The following is a 24,803-nucleotide window of genomic DNA, read 5'->3' as shown; positions in this document are numbered from 1 at the left end:
CGCCCGCTGCACGTTGTGCAGCGCGACGCCCGCTGTGAGATTTTCAACCACATACGAGCGACGCGTCCGCGCGGATGCAGGCAGCCGCAACGTGCGGCGAATGCGGCCGGCTACCGTCGGTTGAGGGCACAATGACCGGGTTTCGTGTCTGGAGAGTCATTCGATGAAGCGAAGTAGCGTTGGCCGACCGCTGTGGGCGGCGGGCGTGATCGTGGCGGGCGCCGCACTGGTGCTGGCGGGATGTGCAGGCCTTGCCGGCGGGCCCAGCGGGAATGCACACGTTCCGCAACCCGCGAAATCCGTCGATCTCGATCGCTACGTCGGCAGATGGTACGAGTTCGCGCGGTATGAAAACCGCTTCGAGCGCGGATGCGACGGCGTGACGGCCGAGTATGCGAAGCGGGAAGACGGTCTCGTCGGCGTGCGCAATACCTGCCGCGAAGGCGGGCCGGTCGGCCGCGCGCGAAGCGCCGACGGCCGCGCGAAGATCGTGGCCGACAGCGGCGGCGCAAAGCTGAAAGTGTCGTTCTTCGGGCCGTTCTTCTTCGGCGATTACTGGGTGCTCGATCGCGCCGACGACTACGCATGGTCGATCGTCGGTGAACCGTCGGGGCGGTTCCTGTGGATCCTGACGCGCGATGCGAAGCCCTCCGCTGAACAGGCCGCGGCGCTTGTCGAACGGGTGCGGGCGCTCGGTTACGACACGACGATGTTGCGGCGCACTGCGCATTAGGGCGACCGCGTGCAGGGGGCCGTCAGGCCTGGAGCTATGCCGAGGCCAGCGTATGTGCGCAGCCGTGCCGCAAGGTGCATCGACGCGGCCGCATTACGAGGTGGCCTTGCATCGCGCTGGTCCCTGCACCGATCAGCGCACCGCGGGAGGGCAGCGCAACACTTGTTGCCCGGAAGCCAGAAGTCTTTGACTGCGCAGAAAACGAATGGCGACACACGCAGATTGCGCGACCGGGCGGAACATCAACGCTCGGCACGTCTCGCGCAAAAAAGTATCTGACGTGGGATGGTTTCGCCGGCGGCCATTTCTTTCCCGGCGACTACCTCCCTTACTCTGCGATGAACGTGCCTTTGACCAGCACGTTCGGTGCACCCTCGGCCCTCGTCAGCACGAGCTTCGCCCCGTGCACACTGACTTCGAATTTCGCCTGTTCGGGGGTAAATGTTGGTGGGTAGAGGTTACCGTTCCGCACCGTGATCAGATCGCGATCATTCGATGATGTCCATGAGGCTGTACTGCCTTCACCAAACAGTACATCGGGGTCCTCGCCAGGTATGTGGGGGGCCATCGTGAAATTCGTCTCGACCTGTCCATTCTCGTGGAATCGAATCCACAGCGCTTCGCTGATGTCTCGCTGCTGCGTGTGGACGTCGCCCGACTTCATGATCTTGCTTGTCAGTTCAACCGTCTGCGGCGGATGTTTTTTCTGGTCAACAACGGCACCTTCGTACTGTGCTTCCTGCAGATACCACTGTCTGCCGATAAGACCTGCCACCGGAGAGGCGGCAGGTCGCCCATCGCGGATGCGCTTGTCGACTTCCAGCGCACACTTGGTAAAGATGTCGAACGCCTTGATCCTGTCTTCACTCTTCAACGTCCCATCGCTTATCAGACTTGCGCGGACGGATGACAGCGTTTCAGCGCTGAGTTCGCCCCCGTGGCCCAGCTCAGTCTTCGCTTTGGCCGCCGTGGACTCGTCAAGGCCGCCGCCACATGTTGCTAGTACGGTGACGGTGTGATCTTGCGCTTCGGTTCCAAGCGAGGACGTTTTTGTGGCGCAACCTGCGGTCAGTCCCAACGCGAGACATGCAACTATGCTTGCTAGATCAAGTTTCATCTTTGAGTTCAGCAACCCCTCTACTTACCTGAAACGGATATCGGACGAATCTCACCGAAACTTTAGCGAAGTGCCTGCGCTGCACGCGAAGATCCTCCATTACCTTGCCGAAAAATTTCGACGATGAAGGGTCCGTCAAGGGAGGCAAGCCTGAACCTCGAGTGCGACAAATGGCTTGCTCGAACTGGGCTATTTCACGGAGCGCTTTGGGCGGAAGAAGTTTCGCGCACTCAAACGAGGCTGGAAACTGGCGTTGGGGCGCGCGTCCGAAGCGGACATTTGAGCTTTGCTCTTACAACAAATGTCATACCCGGATTCAGATGTCCACCTTCCAGCCATTTAAAAATGTCCGGTTTTAAGGTTGTTTTTGCTGCGTCTTTTTCCTCGTTTTGAGCATTACGCAGTGTCGAAGGTCGGCGCCTGAACGGGCAGGGCGCTCACGTTTGTTTCGCTAGCCTTTGCAGACCGACGGCCAGGTTTGGTTGGCGGCTTTGCGGTTTGCCGACGTTGCGCCAGCTCCACGATCACATGCTCGACGTCGGCCTGCGTGATCTCGCGTTGCTTCTTCTTGCCCGCTTGGGGTTCGTTTCGGTCGGTCCGGGTTGAGTCGCCACGATGCGTTCGAGACGGGGCTTTACCGATTCGACTGTTATCGCGTTGCGCCTGCAGCGCTTGGGCGACCTGTAGCACATGGCTCAAACGCTTGTGCTCAACGACGGCACCTTGATCGATTTCGGCCAGGCGATCGTATTGCCTGCAGCTCAACGCACGATCGTCAGCCCGAATCTCGATCCGCCCATCCGGGTACTCCCATACCTCGATCTGACGGTCGATCAACTTCCGGTTCTCCGGCGTATCGTCCAGCAAGTACATCACCCGGTCGTACTGAACCGTGAGCGACTTCGTTACCTTCCGTGGCTCGCGCCACGTCAGCGCCCGGTCCAGACTCTCGTTGGCCCGCAACGGCCGGTGCGCATTGAAGTCGCTCTTTGGCGGCTTCGCGAAGCGCGTGTTGTAGGCGACCATGAAGGAGGGCGCGTAAGCGTTGGCGTCGGCCACCGTGTTGATGCCGCGCAATCGCATCTCCTTGACCAATCGATCCTGCAACGTCAAGTGCGCTCGCTCCACGCGCCCCTTGGCCGAGCTGCTGTTCGCGCAGAACGTGTCGATGTTCAGCTCGTACATCGCCCGGCCAAACGGCGTCACGCGATTGCCAGTCTTGCCCGGCTTCACGTTGCGGAACACGCTGGCCTTGTCGCTGTAGAACGCTCCCGGCTTGCCATGGCGTTCGATATACGTCCGCGTGGCCTCGAAGTAGCTGAACGTCGATTCGGTCTGCGTGAAGTGCAGCATCATCAATCGGCTCGTCGCATCGTCCACATACACCAGCAGCGTGCAGGCCGGTGCCCGTTCCTCGAACCATCGATGATCGCTGCCGTCGATCTGGATCAACTCGCCCAAGCATGCGCGACGCGCTCGCGGCTGATAAACCTTCGGCGGACGCTGCCGACGCGGAATCCACAAGCCAGCGTCCGTCATCAGCTTCCTGACCGTCTCCTTGGCCAGCCCAATGCCGTGACACTCCCAGAGCTTCTCGCAGGCCAACGTCGGCCCGAAATCGGCGTAGCGATCGCGGATGATCGACAGCGCCCGATCGGCAGCTCCCGGGTCGAGGCGGCGATTGCCGGGCTTCGCTCGGTGCCCTGATACCAAACCTGCCGGACCGTGCTCACGCAACCGGGCGACCAGCCGGCGAACCTGGCGTGTCGTCAACTCCAGCCGTTCCGCAGCACGCCACGGCTTGAGCTTGCCGTCGGCTACATCCTGAATGACCTTGAATCGGTCCAGTTCGCGCATCGTCATCGTGATCCGTTCCGTTACAGCCATCGCAGCCTCCGGCGCCGGACACCCGGCGACCGAACAGCTTACGCGGCCCGAAAGCGGACATTTCTATGTAGCCAAAAGCGGACATTTCAATCTAGCCACTACAAACAAAAAAATTGATCATACGCATTATGTCAAATAAAAGATGAGAGGTTGCGGACATCATCAGGAACACGGCTTCGCTCGACGACCTTTGGACGGTTCGAATCACTCGATTAAAACAATGACGAAATAACAGCAGTACCGACAACCCAGTCGTGCGTCCCAACCCTTTTCCCTATCACTTTTCAAAACCTGCTCGAACACTCAACCGGTTTGCTACACTGCCTGACACTCGCCATCCATCGTCCGAATTGTTTCTCGATAGCTTGAAAATTGATTGACTTGAAATGAATTGATTCCGGATATTTGCGATTTCGAAGGCAGTCAGACCATATTCATCCACACCAAAGGGTTCCAGATTTATGGCAGTCGATCTGCAGGCGTCCCAATCCCGTCGAGCACATCTCGATCGTCTTTTGAGTTTCCTGGACGAAGATTCCAGTAATATCAATCTGCTTGCGGATACCGCGATTGCCGCATTTGACGCCAGCCAGTTCCGACTCTGCAATGAACTCCTGGCACGCCACGAAACAATACAGCCTCTCACGCCATCGCTCGTCAATGTAAGGGGCCTGTCGGCCATGTCGGAAGGACGGTATGAAGCCGCTCTGGCCGATTTCCGGACACTCGTCGAAAATGATGCGAATCCCGTCGTCGGCTACAACCTTGCCTATGCGAGCGCCATGTGCGGTACTTTCGAACCTGCGGCCGACTTGAATCCGGCCTGTCTCGAGGAGGTCCCCGGCGCCGCCCTGCTGAAGTTGCGAGCCCTTCATCACCTGGGCCGTTTCGACGAAGCCGTTCGAATGGGCGCCCTGCTGGCGGATCAGGCCACCCCGCCTTCCGGGTTCACCGGTGCCTACGCGTCGCTATTGTTCGATCTGGGAGATCTCGCGAATGCGCGTCGCCATGCGGAGCGTGCGCCGGATTCTGCCGACAGCCTCGTGATCATCGGATTGGCCGAACTCGAAGCAGGCAACCTCAACCGTGCAACCGAACTGCTTGAACGAGCGGCCGACTGCAATCCGCTCGAAGCACGTGCCACGTTGGGGCGAGGCCTTTGCCTGCTCGCTCGGGAGCACTACCAGGATGCGGCAGTGGCGCTCGATCAAGCTGCGGGGCAGCTTGGCCGCCATGCCGGTTCCTGGCTTGCGGCCGGCTGGGCCTGGCTCTTCGGTGGGCACCCGGACGTGGCAAGCGAACGCTTTCAGCACGCGGCTGCACTCGATCGAGGATTTGCCGAGGCTCACGGCTCGCTTGCCGTTGCGTTGCACGTTCAGGGGCGTCGAGACGATGCCCGGCACCACGCAGAAATCGCGCTTCGTCTCGACCCGGCTTCCCTGTCCGGCACACTGGCAAAAACCCTTGAACTCGAAGCGGTAAACAACATCGAGTCGGCTAACGCCCTCAAGGATGTCGTGCTGAATCGTCCCCTCGGGACGACCGGCCGCACGCTGGCCCAGTCATTGACCGAATTTGGCCTGAAGCGGACTCACGATCCAGTGTAAAGCGCCTGTCGTGCACCGTCGCCCTCATCTCGCCCCCGACCCGATGCACGACGGGGCGTAGCCGCTCGATTGCGCTGCATGTAATGCGGCTACATCCCCTCGCCTCACCATCATTCCGTCGCATCAGTTCGGCCTGGCCGTTTGCGCGTCAGATTAAACACCATTCAAAGATAATTTTTTTGGCGAAGCGTATTTAACAATATTTAAATAATTAACCGAAAGCACCTGCCCATCGGCATTAGCAACAAGGAGTTGATTCTCGACAGAGATTAAATCCTTTCGGTATTGTTGACATCATTACGATTGCACTTCAGTATTGCGAAACAATCGTAATAAACAGTAACATCCCCGGGGGATTGAGAGAATGTCGAGCGACAACGCGCTGGGCCTTATGGCCCAGTTAATGTGGACAGGCTTGCTTGTCGCGGGTCCCATTCTTCTCGCCGCTCTCGTAACAGGTCTGGTCATCAGCCTGTTTCAAGTCGTCACGCAACTTCAGGAAATGAGCCTTTCTTACGTGCCGAAACTGGTTGTCGTCGGTTTCGTCATTGTCTTGCTCGGTTCCTGGATGTTGGCCCGGTTGACTGGCTTTACCCAATCTCTCTTTAATCTCATTCCAACGCTGGGCTAACCATGGTCGCCAATCCGAGCATCGGATGGGCTGCTGCGACGCTGTTGCTGTCGTTGCGCATTGGCCCGGTGTTTGCGCTCGCCCCGCCCTTCTCGCAAATGGTCACGCCCATGCGGGTCAAGGTCGTCGCGACACTCACGTTGTCCGCCTGTCTCGCCACGACTGTCACCTATCGGGGGCCGGTCGATGCCGGCATGCTTCCCGTTGCAGCATGGGAATGCCTGCTTGGGCTCGCGATCGCCTTTGCATTCCAGGCCAGTTTTGCGGCCCTCTCGTTCGTCGGGCGTATCCTGGACGTTCAGGCGGGCTATGGCTTGGCGATGGTCATCGATCCGGGCTCGCGTAGCCAGGCCCCGCTGCTCGGTTCGATCCTGACCATGACGGCGGGCGTCATTTTCTTCGCCTCCAATGGCCATCGCGACCTCCTTCGCCTGCTTTTCGAGCTCACGCAGTCGTTTCCGCCCGCTTCTGTCCACATCATCGGCGACCCCGCGTCGTTCACGTCGTATTTCGGCTCGCTGACCGCCATTGCGCTGGGCGCTACCGCCGCCGTCATGCTGACGCTGTTCCTGACCGATCTCGCGATTGCATTCCTGGCCCGCGCACTGCCCCAAATGAATGCGTTGATGCTCGGCTTCCAGGTCAAGGCGTTCGTTACGCTCGCCGCGATGGCGCTGGCAGCCGGCACGCTCGCACCGGTCGCATTGCGGCTCGTGCGGCTCGCGCTCGACTTCGTTCCGACCACGTTCCGACACTATGGCTGAACAAGACGAGAACCGGTCCGAAGCCGCCACGGCCTATCGTCTCGAGCAGGCGCGCAAGAAGGGCATGACGCCCAAGAGCCAGGAACTGGGCATGCTTGCGAGCCTTGCTGCCTGCGCGACCTATCTTTGGACCGACGGCGTGCATCTCGCGGCCGCCATCGCGACCCGCGGTGTTCGCCTGCTTGCGGAGATTCCAGCCGTCGCGCATACGCCTGGCGCGATGGCCACATGGCTGATGACCGCCGTGCTGGACGCCTTTCGCCTGATTGCGCCAATGGCGTTGCTGTCGATGGGCGCCGGGCTGCTGGTCGCGGTGCTGCAAACCCGCTTCCTCTTTGCGCCGGCCGCCGTCAAGGCAGACATGTCGCGCCTCAACCCCGTTCAGGGGTTCCGGCGCGTCTTTTCGCTGCAGACGCTCTTCGACTCGGGGCGCACACTGGTCAAGATGGCTGTGTACAGCTTGATCGCGTGGTTCTGCATCCTGTCCGTGATTGAGACCGTCGCACATACGCCGCTTGCCCCGCATCGCATGGGCGAGTTGATGCTGACGTCCGGCGTGAACTTCTTCGCGAAGCTGCTGATTGCGGCCGCCGTGTTCGCGGCACTCGATTTCGTGGTCGTCCATCGCGTCTTCGCAAAGAAGATGCGCATGAGCCGTCACGAGATCAAGCAGGAATACAAACAGCGCGAAGGCGACCCGCGGATCAGGAACCAGCGTCGGAAGATCCGTCGCGAGCTGGTCCAGAATGCCCGCAGCCTGCGTAGCGTCCGAAACGCCGACGTCCTGATCACGAATCCAACGCACTATGCAATCGGCCTGAAGTACGTGCCGTCGCAAATGGCGGCCCCCAAGGTGATCGCACGGGGCGCCGGTGATTTTGCGCAGCGGCTCAAGAAGGTCGCGTTCGTCTACGGGATTCCTGTCGTCGAATCGCCGGCGCTGGCCCGGCGGATCTTTCGTGAAACGCGGGTCGACCAGGAGATTTCCGCCGGCTCGTACCGCGACGCCGCATCGGTCTATCTACGCATTCGCCGCCGCAACGACGAGGTCAACGCATGAGCGCACTAGTGTCCCGCCTCGGCCGGCAGCAGGATCTCGCGCTCGTGCTCGCGGTCATGGCGATCCTGCTGATCCTTTTTGCACCCATTCCGTCCGCCGCGCTCGATCTGCTGATCATCACGAACTTCGCGTTCGCGTTCACGATCCTGCTGCTGACGATCTACGTTGTCCGACCCGTCGACTTCTCGACCTTCCCGTCGCTGCTGCTGATTGCGACGCTCTTCCGGCTGTCGTTGAACATCGCGGCGACGAGACTCATCCTGTCCGGTGCCGAAGCCGGTCAGGTGATCGGTTCGATCGGCGAGTTCGTCGTGCAAGGCAACTTCGTCATCGGGCTGATCATCTTCTTCATCCTGATCGTCGTTCAATACGTGGTCGTGACGAACGGTGCGCAGCGCGTTTCCGAAGTCGCCGCCCGGTTCGTGCTCGACGCGATGCCCGGTCAGCAGATGAGTATCGACGCGGACCTGAACATGGGCCTGATCGACCAGGACGAAGCGCGGGCCCGCAGAAAAGCGCTGGAGAAGGAAGCCGCGTTCTACGGCTCGATGGATGGCGCGAGCAAGTTCGTCAAGGGCGACGCGATTGCCGGCATCATCATCATGCTCATCGACATCCTGGGCGGCTGGGCAGTCGGCGTCGCGCAGATGGGCATGTCGCTCGGCCACGCTCTGCAGAAGTTCACGTTGCTGACGATCGGCGACGGCATCGTCACGCAGGTGCCCGCGCTCGTGATCTCGGTGGCGACCGGGATCATCGTCACGCGCTCGGCATCAGACGGCGAACTGAGCAACGAAGTGTTTCGCCAGCTCGCACAGTTTCCGAAGATCCGGTTCCTCGTGACCGGCGCGCTGATCGGCCTGCTGATCCTGCCGGGCATGCCGAAATGGCCGATCCTGATTCTCGCGCCGGTGGTCTTCTTCGCGTGGTGGTTCGCGCGCGGGAAATCGGCCGAAGCCGCCCCGGAAACGGCCGGCGTCGACGCTCCGGCCACGTCCGCTGCCGCAACCGACGCGCAAGCGTTGCCCGTCGCGCCTGTCGAGGTCGGCTTCGGCCCGGAACTCGCGCGTGCATGGATTCCGCAGCAAGGCGTGCTCGCTGAACGTATTGCCGCGTTCAGGAAACAATACGCCGAAGAGATGGGCGTCACGATCCCGGCCGTGACATTCCGCGACGCCGCGCAACTGGGATCGAACGACTACCGGATCGCGCTGTACGGCAATCGCTTCGGCCAGGCTGCGCTGCATGCCGACAAGACACTGGCAATCCACCCCGGCGGCAAGAACGGCGACCTCCCCGGCATCGCAACGCGCGATCCGGCATTCGGCCTGCCCGCCCTGTGGATCGACGAAGCGCAGCTGTCTCGCGCATCGTCACTGGGCTATACGGCCGTCGACCCGATGACGGTACTCGTCACGCACGTCACCGAAGTCATCCGCGCGAACATCTCGACACTCCTGTCCCGTACCGACGTCGTCACGTTACTCGAAGGCGTCCGCACGCGCTCGCCCGGGCTCGTCGAGGAACTGGTGCCCAACATCCTGTCGGTCGGCGACGTGCAGGCGGTGTTGCAGGGCTTGCTGTCCGAGCATGTCCCGATCCGGAACATCGACCAGATCGTCGAAGTGCTCGCGGATGCCGGGCGGCACGAGAAGGATCCGGCCATGCTCGGTGAGCGCGTCCGCCAGAAGCTCGGACACAGCATCTGCCAGCGCCTGGTCGGAGAAAAGGAAGCGCTCGCGGTGCTGACGCTCGATCCGATGCTCGAGAACACGATCGCACACAACCTGCAGGGTGCCGACGGCAACAGCGCGTTCGTGCTCGATCCTGGGCTGGCCGAGTCGTTCCTCACGCGGCTCGCCGAACAGGTCGATGCGATGCATCGCCAGAATCTGGCTCCAACGCTGCTGTGCCGGCCCGAGCTGCGCCGGCACCTGAAGATTTTTTCACGCCGTATCGCCCCTCGCCTCGCCGTTCTGTCGATGAACGAAATTCCGCACGCGATCAATCTGCGCTCGTTCGGGATGGTCGGCATCGACCGTACCGCTCCCGCGGCATGACCGCCCCGATCTCATGAACGATACCCGTCTCGCCCATGGATAACCTGATGACAACCGCCGTCGGCCTGATCTCGTCCGAGACACGCCAGGTCGAAACCGCCGCCCAAAACGTGGCGAATCTTGCCACACCGGGCTACAAGCGGCTGATCACGTTCGCCGACACGTATTCGCAGGCCGAGTCCTCGGCGCGAATGGTGGCACCGCGCGCATCCGCGCGCGACGTCGCAACGGACTTCACGCCCGGCCGAATGATGCACACCGGCAACCCGCTGGATCTCGCGCTGTCGAGCGGCGGGTTTTTCGCGGTTTCCGCGCCCGAAGGCACCGCCTATCTGCGCGGAGGCTCATTCCGGCTCGACGCCGACGGCCGGCTCGTGACGCGACAAGGATGGGCGCTGCAAGGCAGCGGCGGCGGTGACGTCGTGGTCCGTTCGCAGAACTGGCGGATCCTCGCCGACGGCACCGTGCTCGACGACGGCCAGCCCGTCGCCGTGATCGGCACCACCTCGTTCGCCAATCCGAATCAGCTGTCCCGCACCGCCGACGGCCTGTATCGCGCCAACGGCGCCCGACCTGTCGAACTCGTCGATCCGCGCGTGATGCAGGGTTATCTGGAAGCGTCGAACGTATCGAACGCCGACGAGATGGTCCGGATGATGGGCGCGATGCGACGCGTCGAATCCGGGCAGAAGCTCGTTCATGCGTACGACGACATGATGGGCACTGTCTTGCAACGTCTGGGAGACATGTAATCGTGAACAACGTGTTCTACATCGGCGCGACGGGTCTCAACGCGCAGCAAACCGCCATCGACGTCACGGCGAACAACATCGCGAACATGACCACGCCCGCGTTCAAGCGCGGCACCGTCGCGTTCTCCGAACTGCTCACGACCGTTCCGGCGCCGCTCGTGCGCGACTATGTGAACGAAACCTCGAGCGTCGCGGCGGGCGTCAGCGCGGATCCTTCGCTGCATGTCTATACGCAGGGCGAATTGCGGCCGACCAACAATTCCCTGGATCTGGCGATTCGCGGCAACGGCTTCATCGAGCTGGCGTCCGATTCCGGGCAGTCTCTTCTGTGGCGCGGCGGTACGCTGCGGGTCGGATCCGATGGCTATCTGGCAACCGCGGACGGCCAGCGCCTGAAAGCGATGATTTCAGTGCCGCGGGATGCGTCGGCGCTCACGATCTCGCAGACCGGCCAGGTTCAGGCGACCGTGCCCGGCCAGACCGACCCGCTCGAGATCGGCGAAATCGAAATGATGGTGCCCTCCGACGTGCGCGCGCTCGAATCGGTCGGCGGCGGCGTCTATCGTGCACGGGACGACGCGTCGTCATTGACGCGCGTTCGCCCCGGAGAGGACAACGCCGGCGTGCTGGTCCAGGGCTTCAGTGAAGCATCGAACGTGTCGATGTCGGATGAACTCGTCGGCCTGATGCTCTATCAGCGCACCTATGCGGCCAACGCGCGGCTCGTTCAGGTCGGCGACGAGCTGATGTCCATCGCGAACGGGCTCAAGCGATGACGCGCCGCCTGTCTCGCCGGCATCGGCCGCACGCGCCGCTTGCGGCACGCGTCCGACTGCTTTGCATCGGTGCACTTGTTCCCGCGTCGGTACTCGGCGCCCCGGCGCCGGAATCCGCGATCCGCTTTCGTTCCGCCGTGGTCGTCGATCGTCCGACGGTCACGCTGGCGGTGGTCGCCGATCTGACTGCACTGCCCGATTCCGTCGCGCAACGCGCAGCGACCGTCCCCGTGATGTCGCTCGCCCGCTCGGCAACCGACGTTCGCGTGGATGCGCGCCGGCTGGCCGAATCCGCGCGACGCGGAATGCCGATGCTCGCCCCGTGGCTCGGCAACGTGCCGGCCGCGAACGTCGACATCTCGCTTCGTCAGGCTGGTGCCGTCGGCAGCCCGGCCTCGCTCTCGTGCGTGACCCTGCTCGCAGATCTTCCCGTGGACGCCAGCCCGTTGGCCGGTCAGGTCCGGACTGCACGCTGTCCGGACGAGGGCGCCGCGCGCGTCTGGCGCTACGACGCGGATTCGCATGTGGTTCGCGCGGCCCGAGATATGGCCGCGGGCGAGGTCGTGCCAATGCCCGCCTCGTCGCGTCTGGCCGCGGTCCATCGCGGCGGGCGCGTGTTCGATACCGTACAGGTGGGCGCCGTGACCGTCATGCGATCCGGAACGGCACTGGCTGACGCGGCGCCGCGCCATGCCGCCCCCGTACTGACGGGCAACGCGGACATCCAGGTTTGGCGGGCTCCGTCCGTCGAAAGGGGACGCTGACATGCACCGTCTCGTTTCCTTCATGCGCGCGGCCGTTCTTGCGTCGCCCCTGCTCGGTGCGATCCCCGCACCGGCGGCCGACCTCTATCAGGGATCGACTTATGAATCGCTGACGGCGGACCGCCGCGCGTCGCGGCCGGGCGACATCGTCACGATCCTCATCTACGAAAATTCGAGCGCAAGCAACACCGCGGACACGTCGACGAAAACCGGCTTCGGCGTGCAAGGCAGTGTGTCGACGCTGTACGCGGGCAAGAATTCCGCGCAAATCGGCCTCGGCGACAACTACGGCGGCAAAGGCCAGATCCAGCGCACGGGCCGGCTACTCGCCCAATTGAGCGCAAGCGTCACGGGCGTGACGCCGAGCGGCGATCTCGTCGTCGCCGGCACGCAGGACATCGACGTCAACGGCGAAAAAACACGCATCCGCCTTGAAGGCCGAATCCGGCCGATCGACATTGCCGCGAACAACACGGTGCTGTCGACACGGTTGGCCGACGCGAAGATCGACTACACGGGCGAAGGCTTCATCACCGATCGCTCGCGACCCGGCCTCATTCCCCGCTTCCTCGGATGGCTTGGCCTATGGTAAAGCGCGTCCTTATCCATGCCGCGTGGCTGCTCTGCGCGCTTTCGACCGGCGCCGCTGCGGCCACGGCCGAGGTCCGCCTCAAGGATCTCGGCCGCTTCCTCGGCTGGCGCGACAACATGCTCGTCGGATACGGGATCGTGACCGGCCTGTCTGGCTCGGGCGATTCGCCGCGCAACCAGGCAACGCGCCAGGCGATGACGAACCTGCTGTCGCAGTTCGACCTGAACCTGACTCAGGATCAGTTGCAGAGCCGCAACGCCGCGATGGTCATGATCACGGCGTCGCTGCCGCCGACCTCGGATGTCGGCGACAAGCTCGACGTCAACGTGACGTCGATGGGCGACGCGCGCAGCCTGTCCGGCGGCACGCTGATCATGACGCCGCTGCGCGGGCCGGACCGCAAGGTCTACGCGCTCGCGCAGGGTGCGGTATCCGTGGGCGGCTATCGCTACGACGCCAACGGCAACTTGCGGATGAAGAATCACCCCACCGCGGGCACGATTCCCGAAGGCGCGACCGTCGAGGTGCCGGTCACGGCCGACCTCGTCAATCGCGACGGCTACCTCAGCTTCATCCTGAAGGATGCCGATGCGATCACGGCGGAGCGCATCGCCTCGCAGATCAACCGTTCGCTGGGCGGCGGTACCGCGCGTTCGACTGATGCGCGCACCGTGCGAATCCGTGCACCGCTGGACGGTGGTGGGCTGAACGGCTACGTGGCCCGCATCGAGTCTCTCGCCGTCGCCCCCGACCAGCGCTCGCGCGTCGTGATCAACGAGCGTTCCGGCACGGTCGTCGCGGGTGGCGACACGCACATCGCGCCGATCACGATCTCGCACGGCGACATCAAGGTGACCGTCGCCACGCAGTACAACGCGTCGCAACCCGGTCTCATCGGGATCACGGGACCGAACGTTCGCAGCCTGGTCGTCGGCAACAGCGAGCTCTACGTCGACGAACCCGGCCAGACGGTCGCTGGATCGTTCCCGCAGGGCAGCGTCGGTGATCTCGTCCAGGCGCTCAAGGCGAGCAGGATCAGCACGCGCGACGTGATCGCGATCCTGGAAGCGATCAAGGCCGCCGGCGCGCTGCATGCCGACATCATCGTTCAATAAGGAGAGGGATCCATGTCCATCGATCTCGTCGCGTCGATCGCCACCCAGGCGCTCGATGGGTTGTTCGCCCGACAGGCCGCTACTGCACAGAACATCGCGAACGCCAATTCCGTCGGCTATGTGCCGGTCCGTGTGTCGTTCGAGGACGCGTTACGCGACGCCGCCGAAGCACGGCCCGGCGACACGGACGAGGCACGCCTCGCACGGGTCCGGTCGGTCGAACCGTCGATCGGCGCGCCACTGCCGATCGACGTCAACACGGTGCGCCTCGACGACGAAATTGCATCCGCATCGGAAACCGCGGCGCGCTACGCGATGCTGATTGGCATGCTCGACCGGACGCTGCAGATCCGCCAACTCGCCATCAAGGGAATGTAAGCGATGGAAAACAGCCTTTTCGCGATTGCGCGCTCGGGGCTCGACGTCGAGCGCCAGCGCATGGAAGTCATCGCCCAGAACCTCGCCAATGCGGGCACGACCCGCACCGCGGACGGGCAGCCGTACCACCCGTTGCGTCTCGTCTCGGGCCCGAGGATCGGGGCGACGTTCGAGGATCACCTGCGCAGCGGCGACACGTCGCCGACCTTTGGCATGACCGGCGTCCAGAGCTACGGCGTCGAGCGCATGGATACGCCGCCGCGGCTTGTCCACGACCCGGCCCATCCGCATGCCGACGCCAACGGCATGGTCGCCTATCCGGGGATCGACCACGCCGGAGAAATGGCGCTGATGGTACAGACGCTGCGCAGCTACGAAGCCGATACCGTGGTCTTCAACGCCGTGCGCTCGATGTACATGCGCGCACTCGAACTGGGGGCGCGTTCATGAGTGCCGCCCCGATCGAATCGATCTCGATGCTTCAGAGCGGGCCGCTGTCGGAGACGGTGGCGCTCTCGCCGCTCGCGCAACCGTCGAGTTTTGCCGACTGGCTCGTCACGGGCGCGACCCGCGTCGACCAGACCGCCAGGTTTGCCGACGATGCCGTGACCCGCTTCGCACTCGACGGTGCGGTCCCGCCGCATCAAGTGATGATCGCGCTGGAGGAAGCGCGCATGTCGTTGCAACTGGCATTGCAAGTGCGCTCTCGCATCGTCGAGGGTTACCAGGAACTGATGCGGATGCAGCTTTAAACCATGGAATCCCTGCTTTCACGTATTCGCGCATCGCTGGCCGACGCGTCGCCGCGCCGCCAGCTGGCCGCCGTGGCCGTACTCGTCGCGATCGTCGCGTCGTTGATCGCGGCCGGCTACTTCGCGCTGCGTCCGCATTATCAGGTGCTGTTCCGGGACCTGAAGCCGCAGGATGCAGCCACCATCGTGGCCGAGCTCGAACGACAGAAGGTGCCGTTTCGGGTCGGCGAATCGTCGTCGGCCGTGCTCGTCCCTGCCGCGGATGCTCAGGTCATGCGGCTCAAGCTGATGAGCAGCGACATGAGGCTGCAGGGTGCGGTCGGCTTCGAGCTGTTCAATAACTCGGACCTCGGCATCACCGATTTCGCGCAGAAGGTCAACTATCAGCGCGCCCTGCAGGGCGAACTCGCGCGCACCATCATGTCGCTCGACGAGATCGAACTCGCGCGCGTCCATCTGGCCTTTCCCGATTCGTCGATCTTCCGGCGTGCGGACGATCGTCCCAAAGCGTCCGTCGCGCTGTTCATGCGCAGCGGACATACGCTCGGCCCGGACACGGTACGCGGCATCCAGCGCCTCGTGGCTGCGGCGGTCCCCCAGTTGTCGGCCGCCGACGTGACGGTGCTCGACCAGCGCGGAGAGCCGGCAACCGCGCGCGACGTGCCCGTCGACGATCCGCACTACGCGCTCAAGCACGCGCTCGAACGCGAGTACGAGCGCAAGATCGACGCGCAAATCGCCCCGCTGCTCGGGTCACGGCACGCAACGGTCAGTGTCGATGCAACGCTGAACTTCGACCAGGTGCGCATCACCAACGAATCCGACCTTAACCGGCCGATCACTGGCGCTGGCAGCACGGGCATCCCGTTGCCACCATTGTCGACGACGGCGAAAAGCTTCAGTTCGCCGCCGGGCCTCCCGCCCTTGCCTGCCGCACCGTCGGCCGACGGCACACGGACGGAGCGCAAGCTGGAGCAGATCGTGTCGGCCCCGGGCTCGCTGAAACATCTCAGCGTCGGCGTCGTGATCGACGGTGCATTGCCGGAGGACACATTGACCCAGCTCAAATCCGTCGTGGCTGCGGCGGTCGGCGCCAATGAATCCCGTGGCGACACGGTCGTCATCTTCGCGCGTACCCAACCGGCCGATAACTCGGCCACGGGGATTGCGTCGCCGCTACCCGTCGACGGCGCCGGTCCCACGGCCGCCGCGTCGAACTACGCCGGCGATATGCATGCCGACCCGACGCATGCGCAGCCGGACGGTGTCCAGCGCCTCTGGACCCGGCTCGGGCTGCCGGGACCGTTGGCCGCCTACGCGACGGCGCTCGCGCTGATGATCGGAAGCGCGTTGCTGTGGCGCGCGCTAGCCGGCGGCCGGCGTTCTGCCGGCCCGCATGCGATGACTTCGACGGAACGTGCCGAGTACGTCACGCGTCTCCGCGTCCTTCTTTCCGAGAGCCGCCAGCACCATGAAGGTTAACGATCGAGCGCGCGCCGACCGGCGTCTGCGCGGCATGGTTGCCGATCTCGCCGATCGGCCCGCCGACGACATCGAAGCAGTCTGGCATGCGCTGTCGGACACCGAGCGCAAGCAGTTGCGCCCGCTGCTCGAAGGCGCGGCATCGCTCGGCTCCGGCGAGCCTGGCGGATTCGCGTCGGTCCTGTCTGTCGCACCGGCGCAGGCAGGCGATCAGGCGTCGCCCAATCACGCCGGCCCCGCGATCGGGCGCCTTGCCGGTCATTGGCCCGATGCGTTGCTCGCGCAGTTGGCCGGCTGTGTCGACGACGCACACCGCACGCGCCTGTTCGCCAGCCATCCGGCATGGCAGCGCCATGCCGTCGCGCCGCTCGCCCCGCGCGCACGCGATGCATTGTTGAAAGCCGCGCACGAGGCGATCCAGGCGCTCCCGCAGGCCATCGACATCGTTGCAGTGTCGCCGCGCCCGCCGGACTCGTGGGGACGACGCCTCCTCAACGGTCTTCGCAGGGGACGCACGTGAACGGGATCATCAAGGCCAGGCAGATCGTGTTGAGCGTCGACCGCGTTCCGCTCGGTGCGCAGCCCGACGTCACGGACCGTCGTGCGTCGCCCACCGGGCGCGCAGCGATCTCGCCTTTGCACGACGAAGGCGACACGGACAACGCATTTGCGCAGGAACGCGATCGCCTGCTCGCGCGGATCGCCGAGCTGGAAACGGCGGCATCCGGCCACGAAGCCGAGCGCGCGCAACAGGCTCGGGCAGCGTTCGAGCGCGGCATCGAGGATGGCGTTCGGCAGGCGGCACGAGCCGAGAGCGAGCGGCTTGCGCTGCTGAAGGACGGCATCGATGCCGCGCTCGACGCGTTCATCGCGCGCATTGCATCGCTGGAAGGTCTCGCGGCAGAAGTCGCGCTCGTCGGGCTGGAGCGCGTCCTCGGTGACCCGACCCGGCATGCGGAACTCGTCGTCGAAACCGTACGCCATCGCCTGACGTCGATCGCGCAGGGCTCGCTCGTCGGGATCCGTGTGTCCGCGGACGATTTCGGCGATTCGGCATTGCTCGATGCCGTCCGGCGCACGCTCGACACGGCCCCGTCGGTGGCGCTCGTTGCCGATCCGCAGCTTCCTGCCGGCGCGTGCGTCATCGAGCTGACGCTCGGCAAGCTCGACGCCGGTATTCCGCGCCAGTTGGCCAGCGTCGCCGCGACGATCCGGGAGGCAAGCCGCCATGCATGAACGGCGATCCGCGCACCCGTATGTCGAAGCGCTGCACCGCCTCGACCCCGTCGCGCGCTTCGGCAACGTGACCCGCATCATGCCGACCTTCGTCGAAGCAGACGGCCCGGGCGTGGCCGTCGGTTCGCTGTGCATCTTGGGCGAGCAGTCGCCGCCGCTCCATGCCGAGGTCACGCGCGCAGAAGTGGGCCGAGTGACCCTCGCGCCGTACCAGTCGACCTCGTCGCTCCAGGTCGGCGATACGGTGCGGGCGGCCGGTTCGGACGCGACCCTACCGGTCGGCGATGCCTACCTGGGACGGATCGTCGATCCGCTCGGACAACCGCTCGACGGCGGGGCCGCGATCGCCAACCGACATCCGTGGCCGCTCGCGGGCCTGCACACGTCGCCGCTCGAGCGCGCGACGCCCGACCGCGCGCTCGAAACGGGCATCCGTGCCATCGACACGCTGCTGACGCTCGGCGTCGGTCAGCGCATCGGCATCTTCGCGGGAAGCGGCGTCGGCAAAACGACGTTGCTCTCCACACTAGCCCGCCACGTCGATGCGGATGTCTGCGTCCTGTGCCTCGTCGGCGAACGTGGGCGCGAAGCCGAGGATTTCTGGCACCGGTCGCTTCAGGACGTGTCGCGCGCGCGCTCGGTGATGGTGATCGCCACGTCGGACCAGCCGGCGATCCTGCGCGCGCGCAGCGTATCGGCGGCGCTCGCTCATGCCGAGTACTTCCGTTCGCAGGGCAAGCATGTGCTGCTGCTGCTCGACTCCATCACACGCTATGCGCTCGCGCTGCGCGAGATCGGTCTCGCGGCGGGAGAGCCGCCGACCCTTCGCGCCTACACACCCAGCGTCTTCGCCGCGTTGCCGAAAATCGTCGAGCGCTGCGGCGCGGTGCGCGACGGCGGCGCCATAACCGCGCTGATGACGGTGCTGGCCGAAACCGACGAAATCGACGATCCGATGGCCGAAACCATGCGCGCGCTGCTGGACGGTCATCTCGTGCTGACGCGGACGCTCGCCGAACAGGGACACTTTCCGGCCATCGACGTGACGCGCAGCGTCAGCCGGGTCATGCAGCACGTCGCTGGCGACGACGCGCGCCATCTGGCGACGCGCGCCCTCGCCGGGCTGTCGCTCTACGAGCGCTCGCGCACGCTCATCGAAGCCGGCCTCTATGTCGCCGGCAGCAACCCCGTGCTCGACGACGCACTGCGCGTGCGCGCCAGCCTCATCGATTTTCTCCGGCAGGACGTCGGGCAGGCCACGGATCGCGATCACGCGATCGCATCGCTGAAGACCTTGCTGGAGGCGACGTCATGACGCGCCGATCGCAACGGGACGGTGCGCTCGACATCGCGCTTGTTCGTCAGCTTCAACTGCAGCAGGCAATCTCCCGTGCCGCGCAGGCGCGAGCGGTGCTTGATGTCGAGCGCGAGCGGCAGCGGCAGGTCGAAGCCGAGCACGACGCTCATCTCGCGGCGTGGCGCGGCGCGGCCGTGAGTGACCGGCTGTCGCCCGCGCTGCTCGCCAACTGCGCGGCGGCGCTCGTCTCCGTGTCTGTTCAACGGGACGCCGCGTCGCATCGCGTCGACGTGCGGACCGCCGAGTTGGCAGCCGTGCGCGATGTCCTGCAGCAACGCGACCGTCTCGCCGAAGCCGCCGACCGGCGGGCATTGCAAGTGGAGAAACAACATCGTGCGGCACTCGACGAGCGCCGGATGACCGAACTCGAAATCCGCGTGGCGCTTTCCGGAGGAACTCGATGACAACGGGAGTACAACTGTTTCGCCCGGCCGAACCGCCGGCCGATCGGCCGCACGCGTCGGCCGGCGGCACCGACAACGCGTTTGGCCAGTTGCTGCGTTCGATGGAGCAGGACATGTGGCGCAACGCGGCGTCCGGGCTTCCAGCCGGCGGCCCTGCCAGATCGGCGCCCGGCAAGACCGCACGCGTCGAAACACGAGCGGACGCCCCCGGAATCGCCGAACAGCGGCCTTCAACTGCCGCGACGACGCCTGAGGCAAAGGCAGCGGCGACGGTTTCGGCTGCCCCCCGTCCCATGCTCCCGGTCACGCAAGCGGGCGCGCCGACGGCGCAGGCGCAGCGCGAATACCCGGCGCGGACGGTGAGCGTCAGCCTGGAGTCCGCGCTTCCGCCGCCCAAGCGTGCCGGGCAACCGGCCACGCAGGCGACCGGCCCGACCGAACGCGTGAACGACGCCGCTCGCAGCCGTCCTGTCCCGGCCGCCTATGCGTCGCCACCCGCATCCGCAGCGCCGTTTCGCGTGACGGTCCTGCCCGGCGACGGCGCACCGCTCGTGTCGCTCCGCGTCGCGCAGGCCGCTCCGGAAGACCTCGACACACTCGATTCCCATGTTCGCGCCGCTCTTCAGGAGAGCGGCTTTCGCGCGTCGAAACTCGTCATCAACGGCGTCGACCGCAATGCTCCCGGAGAAACCAATCATGGCGATTGATCCCATTGCCTCGTCCACCAATCTCGGCGCCCGGGCGGATTCGCTCGGCCTGAACATGCAGTCGCTGCTTCAGATCATCCTGACCCAGCTTACCTACCAGGATCCGCTGAAGCCCGTCGACAACTTCGAGTTCGTTTCGCAGCTCGCGCAGTTCACGTCGCTCGAGCAGAGCCGGCAGATGACGGACAAGATCGACAGCTTGCTCACCGTGCAATCGGCGACGAGAACGGTCGGTCTGCTCGGCCGCAACGTGGATGTCCAGACGGACACGGCTTCGATGAGCGGTGTCGTCAAAAGCGTGTCGTTCAAGGACGGACAGCCGCAGTTGACGATCGAAACGGCCGACGGCCAGTTCCTGACCAACGCGACCGTCGCGCAGATCGTCGCGGTCCGATAGTCAACCTGCCCGGGAGAATTCCATGCTTGAAAGCATCTACATCGGCATGAGCGGCCTGACCGCCTATTCGCGCGGCTTGCAGACCATCAGCAACAACGTGGCGAACCTCAATACCGCGGGCTTCAAGACATCGACGCCCCAGTTCGCCGATCTGTACTACGGGCAGCAGTTCGCGCGCGGCTCCAGCGGCAATCCAAACGTCACGTATTCGGGAAGCGGTGTCGAATACGGGTATGCATCGCTGAATTTCAAGCAGGGCGATACGCGGCCGAGCGACGGCCAGCTCGACCTTGCGATCCAGGGCAACGGATTCCTGACCTTGCTCGACGGAAAGGACGCCCGTTACACGAGAACGGGCCAGTTCATCGTCGGCGACGACGGCTCGATTCGCGACAAGTCCAGCGGTCTGCAACTGGCAGCGCTCACCGGCTCCGGCGATCTCTCCGGCCTGTCGGTGGCCGGCAAGCAGATCAATCCGCCGCAGGCGACGACGGTCGTCAAGTTCACCGACAACCTGTCGACCGGTTCGACCAGCTTCTCGATCCCGAACATCGACGTGTATGACGCCGGCGGCGGGAAACATACGCTCAAGCTCGATTTCAAGCCCGATACCGGCCCGCTACCCGGACGCTGGAAAGTGTCCGTCAGTGACGAGAACGGCGCACCCGTCAAGGAAAGCACGCTGCAGTTCACCGGCGGCATTCCCGATCCGGGAAGCAACAAGATCGACGTCACGCTGCGTCCGGCCAACGCCCCGCTGCTCACCGTCTCGCTCGATTTCTCGAACGGCGTGACGAGCTATTCGGCAGGCACGACGTCGACGCTTCGCGTGTCCTCCAAGGACGGCTATGCGACCGGCACGCTATCGTCGCTGAGCGTCGATCAGGACGGCCAGCTCGTCATCGGCTATTCCAACGGCCAGAACGACAAACTGGGCGCGATCGCCCTCGCCAGCTTCGCCAATCCTCAGCAACTAGTCCAGACCGGCAAGGGGCTGTTCGATGCAAGCCACGCCGCGCCGCCCGCGTATCGCTCCAGCAACGGCGCGGGCGTCGGCAAGCTGCTGTCCGGCGCAACGGAAGCGTCGAACGTCGACCTGTCGTCCGAGTTCGGACAGCTCATCCTGATTCAGCGCGGCTTCCAGGCCTCGTCGCAGGTCGTCAGCGCCGCGAACGAGATGATGATGCAGCTGCTGCAGATGCGGAGTCAGGGATGAGCATCGGCCCCGTCACCTGGCGCCCGGCCGGCGCCCGCGATCCGGACATCGCGCGGGCGCTGTTCGAAACAGCACTCACCGACTGGCAATCGCGCTGGTTCGTCCGTCCGTGCTTTTCCATTGGCGAGATCGTCCGCCTGCCCGGCAGCCCGCCCGAAGCCGACGCCCTAGCGCAAACCAGCCACGCGTGTGCACCCGGCGTTCGTGTCGACCTGTACGAGCGCAGCGACCGGCGCCTGATCGATGCCGCATTTGCCGCAGGCGGACATGCCTTCGACACCCATGCGTGCCACGACTTCCTGGCCTCGATCGCCACGGAGATGCGCGACGATCTGATCGCGTCACTGCGCGTATCGTCCTCTTCCGCGCAGGTCAGTTCGCCGCACGCCGCAGCCGCCGCATCGTTCAGCGGCTACGGCGCCATTCGGCTGGCGATCGTCGCATCGAACGGAGACATACTCGCCATGCTGTTCTGCGACATTCGGCACGTCTGGAACGACGCCGCATCCGACGCGGCCATCGTGCCCCGCCGCCCCGTCGACTGCGACCTGACGCCTCGACGCCTCGCGCTCGATGCATGCCCGGTCGCGCTGTCCGTGCGGCTCGGTCAGTGCGAGCTGTCCGCGTCGCAGTTGACAACCCTGTCGCCGGGTGACGTCGTCGTCCTCGATCGCGCGCTCGACGCACCTGCCACGCTGGTCATCGACGAGACCTCGTCCACCGTCGCGTTCGGTACTCCCGGCCGTACCGGCACCTCGCTTTCCTTCAAACTGACGTCGCTCGCGACGCCCGATTCGCCATGACCACCCATACGTTTCCCAAACAGGCCGTCGCGGCCCGCGTCGATTTTCCCGAACAGCACGCCGACGCGCACACGGAAGATTCGCCGCGCCCAATGCTCGAGTTGCTCGACGGCGTCAAGGTAACCGTCGACGTGCTGCTCGGTCGCACCACAATGAACGTCAAGGACATGATGACGCTGCAATCCGGCGGCGTGCTCGAACTGGACCGATCGATCGGAGATCCGGTCGAAATCGTCTTGAACGGCAAGACGATCGCGACCGGGGAGATCGTCGCCGTAGACGGCCGCTTCGGCGTCAGTATCGTCAGTGTCGGAACGGCCGATCGATGACCTCAACGGTACCCACCTCGTGGCTCGAACGCGCGCCCGATGCCGCTCCGGCCGCGGGCCTCTTTTCACACCTCGGCGTCGACTGGGTTCGTGTCGTACTGGCATTGCTGTTGTGTCTCGCTCTCGGCGTCGTCGCCGCGCTCGTCATTCGGGCGCGCGCCGTACGCGGCACGCGTCGCGATTCCGCGAACACGTCACGCATCCGCGTGATCGAACATACCCGTCTTTCCGCCCGGGCTACCCTGCACTTGATCGAATATGACCAGCGCGTCGTCCTTCTCATGTCAGATGCGAACGGCAGCCGCGTCGTTGATGCTCGCGACCAATCGCCGTCGGAGTCCTGAGATGCGCACAACGTTCCACCGCGTCGTCGCCGTCACGCTGTTCGCGCTCCTGGGCACCGTCGCGGGTTGGGCTCATGCTGCGCCCGCCCTGCAGGCCGCTTCCCCGCTGTCATCGCTCGGCGTCGCCGATTTCGTGCGCCCCGGAGCCGGCATGTCGGAAGCCGTCCGGATCGCCGTTTTGCTGACGGTACTCAGCTTGCTCCCCGCCTTCGTCGTCTCGATGACGGCCTTCATCCGGATCGCGATCGTGCTGTCGATGATCCGCCACGCATTCGGCATGCCTGAAACGCCGCCGACGCCGGTACTGATCAGCCTCGCGCTGTTCCTGACCGTGTTCGCGATGCTGCCGACGCTGCAGGCGATCAACCACGATGCGCTTCAGCCGTTCATCGGTGGTCACCTGGAACTGTCACAAGCGCTTGAGCGCAGCAGCGGGCCGCTGCGCGATTTCATGCTGCGGCAGGTGCGTGAAGACGAACTGAAGTGGATGTACGAGATGTCGCACCAGCCGCTTCCCGCGACGCCAGCCGACGTCAGCCTGCTGCAATTGACGCCCGCATTCATCCTGAACGAGCTGCGCGTGTCGTTCCAGATCGGTTTCGTCATCCTGCTGCCGTTTTTGCTGATCGACCTCGTCGTCTCCAGCGTGCTGCTGTCGCTCGGCATGCTGATGGTGCCTCCGGCGACGATCTCGCTGCCGCTCAAGGTACTGATGTTCGTGCTGGTCGACGGCTGGGGCCTCATCCTGCGTGGCGTGCTGGGCAGCTTCAAATGACACTGCAGGATCTGCCGGGCGCAACGGACGCCATGTCGACGGAAGGACGGGAGAGCGATTTGTGGCTCGCGTTCGAACTCAGGCGCGACCCCGATGCTAGAGAGGCGCTGTTTGATTTTTATCTGTCGTATGCGGCCGCGCTAGCCGGCAAGCTGTATCGCGGGCGCCACCGCGACGATGTCGAGTACCAGGACTATATGCAGTTTTCCTGCGTCGGCCTGCTCGAATCCATCGACCGGTTCGACCGGAGCCGCGGCGTCGCATTCACGACATTCGCGACGCAACGGATCAAGGGCAGCGTGCTGGACGGCGTCATCCGGCTGACCGACGGGCAGGAACAGACCGCGCTTCGCGCCAGTGTCCGCCGCGAGCGGCTGGACTCGCTGAAGGATGCGGCTGGTGACGAGCCACGCGACGTGTTTCGCGTGCTCGCCAGCGTGACGGTCGGCTTGGCGATCAGCTTCATGCTCGACGATACAGGCATGGTCGACGCCAATGCAGGTGCCGTACAGCCTTTCCAGGACCACCCGTACCGGACACTTGCGCAGCAGCAGACGCGGTCCCGCCTGTACGATGCAGTCGATCACTTGCCTGCACGCGAGCAGAAGATCATCCGATACCACTACTTTCACCGCTTGAGCTTCGAGCACATTGCCGACATTCTCAACTTGTCCAAGGGCCGCATTTCGCAGCTGCATCGCGCGGCACTCGACGAGCTTCGTCGGCAGATCGGCACCGACGACTTCTATCTTCTTGCGTGACTCG

At 64.4% G+C, this 24,803-nt stretch carries 29 protein-coding genes; 27 read left to right on the top strand and 2 right to left on the bottom strand.

All coding sequences use genetic code 11. The features are described from left to right. The first annotated feature begins 163 nt into the window (after window positions 1-163). On the top strand, window positions 164-733 hold the full coding sequence (locus CFB43_RS35195) for a lipocalin family protein (protein ID WP_089498691.1): 570 nt from the start codon (window positions 164-166) through the stop codon (window positions 731-733). 328 nt (window positions 734-1,061) lie between these two features. Here CFB43_RS35195 and CFB43_RS35190 read toward each other — a convergent pair whose 3' ends face one another. Then, on the bottom strand, window positions 1,062-1,850 hold the full coding sequence (locus tag CFB43_RS35190; protein ID WP_144023177.1) for a hypothetical protein: 789 nt from the start codon (window positions 1,848-1,850) through the stop codon (window positions 1,062-1,064). A gap of 396 nt (window positions 1,851-2,246) precedes the next feature. Beyond that, entirely contained in the window at window positions 2,247-3,737 is a 1,491-nt protein-coding gene (locus CFB43_RS35185) for an ISNCY family transposase (protein ID WP_089496927.1), read from the bottom strand. A 461-nt stretch (window positions 3,738-4,198) separates the two neighbouring features. On the opposite strand from CFB43_RS35185, the gene CFB43_RS35180 reads away from it, so the two are divergent. From CFB43_RS35180 to CFB43_RS35055, 26 genes are all read left to right on the top strand, one after another. Next, window positions 4,199-5,344 carry a tetratricopeptide repeat protein gene (locus CFB43_RS35180; protein WP_089498689.1) on the top strand — a complete coding sequence of 382 codons (1,146 nt, stop codon included), beginning with the start codon at window positions 4,199-4,201 and terminating at the stop codon, window positions 5,342-5,344. Between the two features lie 364 nt (window positions 5,345-5,708). Further along, window positions 5,709-5,975 (top strand): flagellar biosynthesis protein FliQ, encoded by a 267-nt coding sequence (gene fliQ / locus CFB43_RS35175; RefSeq protein ID WP_060214223.1) that lies wholly within the window; start codon window positions 5,709-5,711, stop codon window positions 5,973-5,975. Window positions 5,976-5,977: 2 nt separating this feature from the next. Then, window positions 5,978-6,739, top strand: a complete 762-nt coding sequence (locus tag CFB43_RS35170; RefSeq protein WP_089498688.1) for a flagellar biosynthetic protein FliR — start codon at window positions 5,978-5,980, stop codon at window positions 6,737-6,739. Beyond that, window positions 6,732-7,799: an EscU/YscU/HrcU family type III secretion system export apparatus switch protein gene (locus CFB43_RS35165; protein WP_089498687.1), complete on the top strand. Its 1,068-nt coding sequence runs from the start codon at window positions 6,732-6,734 to the stop codon at window positions 7,797-7,799. Before CFB43_RS35170 ends, CFB43_RS35165 begins: the two co-directional genes overlap by 8 nt. Next, complete coding sequence (locus CFB43_RS35160; protein ID WP_089498686.1) at window positions 7,796-9,859, top strand: flagellar biosynthesis protein FlhA; 2,064 nt, start codon at window positions 7,796-7,798, stop codon at window positions 9,857-9,859. The genes CFB43_RS35165 and CFB43_RS35160 overlap by 4 nt, the downstream gene beginning before the upstream one ends. Window positions 9,860-9,906: 47 nt before the next feature. After that, window positions 9,907-10,611 (top strand): flagellar hook-basal body protein, encoded by a 705-nt coding sequence (locus CFB43_RS35155; RefSeq protein WP_256990186.1) that lies wholly within the window; start codon window positions 9,907-9,909, stop codon window positions 10,609-10,611. Between the two features lie 2 nt (window positions 10,612-10,613). Continuing rightward, window positions 10,614-11,387, top strand: coding sequence for a flagellar hook-basal body protein (locus CFB43_RS35150; protein ID WP_089498684.1), 774 nt, complete (start codon window positions 10,614-10,616; stop codon window positions 11,385-11,387). After that, on the top strand, window positions 11,384-12,151 hold the full coding sequence (locus CFB43_RS35145; RefSeq protein WP_089498683.1) for a hypothetical protein: 768 nt from the start codon (window positions 11,384-11,386) through the stop codon (window positions 12,149-12,151). Before CFB43_RS35150 ends, CFB43_RS35145 begins: the two co-directional genes overlap by 4 nt. Before the next feature lies 1 nt (window position 12,152). Continuing rightward, window positions 12,153-12,743, top strand: a complete 591-nt coding sequence (locus CFB43_RS35140; RefSeq protein ID WP_089498682.1) for a flagellar basal body L-ring protein FlgH — start codon at window positions 12,153-12,155, stop codon at window positions 12,741-12,743. Further along, window positions 12,737-13,858: a flagellar basal body P-ring protein FlgI gene (locus tag CFB43_RS35135; protein WP_089498681.1), complete on the top strand. Its 1,122-nt coding sequence runs from the start codon at window positions 12,737-12,739 to the stop codon at window positions 13,856-13,858. Before CFB43_RS35140 ends, CFB43_RS35135 begins: the two co-directional genes overlap by 7 nt. 12 nt (window positions 13,859-13,870) lie before the next feature. After that, window positions 13,871-14,236: a flagellar basal body rod protein FlgB gene (locus CFB43_RS35130; RefSeq protein WP_089498680.1), complete on the top strand. Its 366-nt coding sequence runs from the start codon at window positions 13,871-13,873 to the stop codon at window positions 14,234-14,236. 3 nt (window positions 14,237-14,239) lie between these two features. After that, entirely contained in the window at window positions 14,240-14,686 is a 447-nt protein-coding gene (gene flgC, locus CFB43_RS35125; protein WP_089498679.1) for a flagellar basal body rod protein FlgC, read from the top strand. After that, complete coding sequence (gene fliE / locus CFB43_RS35120) at window positions 14,683-14,988, top strand: flagellar hook-basal body complex protein FliE (RefSeq protein ID WP_226207936.1); 306 nt, start codon at window positions 14,683-14,685, stop codon at window positions 14,986-14,988. The genes flgC and fliE overlap by 4 nt, the downstream gene beginning before the upstream one ends. 3 nt (window positions 14,989-14,991) lie before the next feature. After that, window positions 14,992-16,470: a flagellar basal-body MS-ring/collar protein FliF gene (fliF, locus tag CFB43_RS35115; RefSeq protein WP_089498678.1), complete on the top strand. Its 1,479-nt coding sequence runs from the start codon at window positions 14,992-14,994 to the stop codon at window positions 16,468-16,470. A gap of 34 nt (window positions 16,471-16,504) precedes the next feature. Next, entirely contained in the window at window positions 16,505-16,990 is a 486-nt protein-coding gene (locus tag CFB43_RS38670) for a hypothetical protein (RefSeq protein ID WP_089498677.1), read from the top strand. Beyond that, window positions 16,987-17,706: a FliH/SctL family protein gene (locus CFB43_RS35105; protein WP_089498676.1), complete on the top strand. Its 720-nt coding sequence runs from the start codon at window positions 16,987-16,989 to the stop codon at window positions 17,704-17,706. The genes CFB43_RS38670 and CFB43_RS35105 overlap by 4 nt, the downstream gene beginning before the upstream one ends. After that, a complete protein-coding gene (locus CFB43_RS35100) occupies window positions 17,699-19,021 on the top strand; it encodes a FliI/YscN family ATPase (protein ID WP_089498675.1) in 1,323 nt (440 codons plus the stop codon). The genes CFB43_RS35105 and CFB43_RS35100 overlap by 8 nt, the downstream gene beginning before the upstream one ends. Further along, complete coding sequence (locus CFB43_RS38225; RefSeq protein ID WP_144023174.1) at window positions 19,018-19,467, top strand: hypothetical protein; 450 nt, start codon at window positions 19,018-19,020, stop codon at window positions 19,465-19,467. The genes CFB43_RS35100 and CFB43_RS38225 overlap by 4 nt, the downstream gene beginning before the upstream one ends. 113 nt (window positions 19,468-19,580) lie before the next feature. After that, window positions 19,581-20,174: a hypothetical protein gene (locus CFB43_RS35090; RefSeq protein ID WP_144023173.1), complete on the top strand. Its 594-nt coding sequence runs from the start codon at window positions 19,581-19,583 to the stop codon at window positions 20,172-20,174. Then, entirely contained in the window at window positions 20,164-20,571 is a 408-nt protein-coding gene (locus CFB43_RS35085) for a flagellar hook capping FlgD N-terminal domain-containing protein (protein ID WP_089498672.1), read from the top strand. Before CFB43_RS35090 ends, CFB43_RS35085 begins: the two co-directional genes overlap by 11 nt. Window positions 20,572-20,593: 22 nt before the next feature. Further along, window positions 20,594-21,787, top strand: a complete 1,194-nt coding sequence (locus CFB43_RS35080) for a flagellar hook protein FlgE (protein WP_089498671.1) — start codon at window positions 20,594-20,596, stop codon at window positions 21,785-21,787. Then, window positions 21,784-22,590, top strand: a complete 807-nt coding sequence (locus CFB43_RS35075; RefSeq protein WP_089498670.1) for a FliM/FliN family flagellar motor C-terminal domain-containing protein — start codon at window positions 21,784-21,786, stop codon at window positions 22,588-22,590. Before CFB43_RS35080 ends, CFB43_RS35075 begins: the two co-directional genes overlap by 4 nt. Beyond that, entirely contained in the window at window positions 22,587-22,919 is a 333-nt protein-coding gene (locus CFB43_RS35070) for a FliM/FliN family flagellar motor switch protein (protein WP_089498669.1), read from the top strand. The genes CFB43_RS35075 and CFB43_RS35070 overlap by 4 nt, the downstream gene beginning before the upstream one ends. Next, window positions 22,916-23,263, top strand: coding sequence for a hypothetical protein (locus CFB43_RS38665; RefSeq protein ID WP_089498668.1), 348 nt, complete (start codon window positions 22,916-22,918; stop codon window positions 23,261-23,263). The genes CFB43_RS35070 and CFB43_RS38665 overlap by 4 nt, the downstream gene beginning before the upstream one ends. Continuing rightward, on the top strand, window positions 23,178-24,038 hold the full coding sequence (gene fliP, locus CFB43_RS35060) for a flagellar type III secretion system pore protein FliP (RefSeq protein WP_226207930.1): 861 nt from the start codon (window positions 23,178-23,180) through the stop codon (window positions 24,036-24,038). The genes CFB43_RS38665 and fliP overlap by 86 nt, the downstream gene beginning before the upstream one ends. Continuing rightward, the gene (locus tag CFB43_RS35055; protein ID WP_256990185.1) at window positions 24,035-24,799 is read left to right on the top strand and encodes a sigma-70 family RNA polymerase sigma factor; all 765 of its coding nucleotides are present in this window, start codon (window positions 24,035-24,037) and stop codon (window positions 24,797-24,799) included. Before fliP ends, CFB43_RS35055 begins: the two co-directional genes overlap by 4 nt. Window positions 24,800-24,803 lie beyond the last annotated feature (4 nt).

Origin of the sequence: Burkholderia sp. AU15512 (assembly GCF_002223325.1) — a bacterium.
Taxonomy (GTDB): Bacteria; Pseudomonadota; Gammaproteobacteria; order Burkholderiales; family Burkholderiaceae; genus Burkholderia.
Note: the sequence above shows the minus strand (reverse complement) of the source record. Positions and strands in the feature narration are given on the sequence as shown.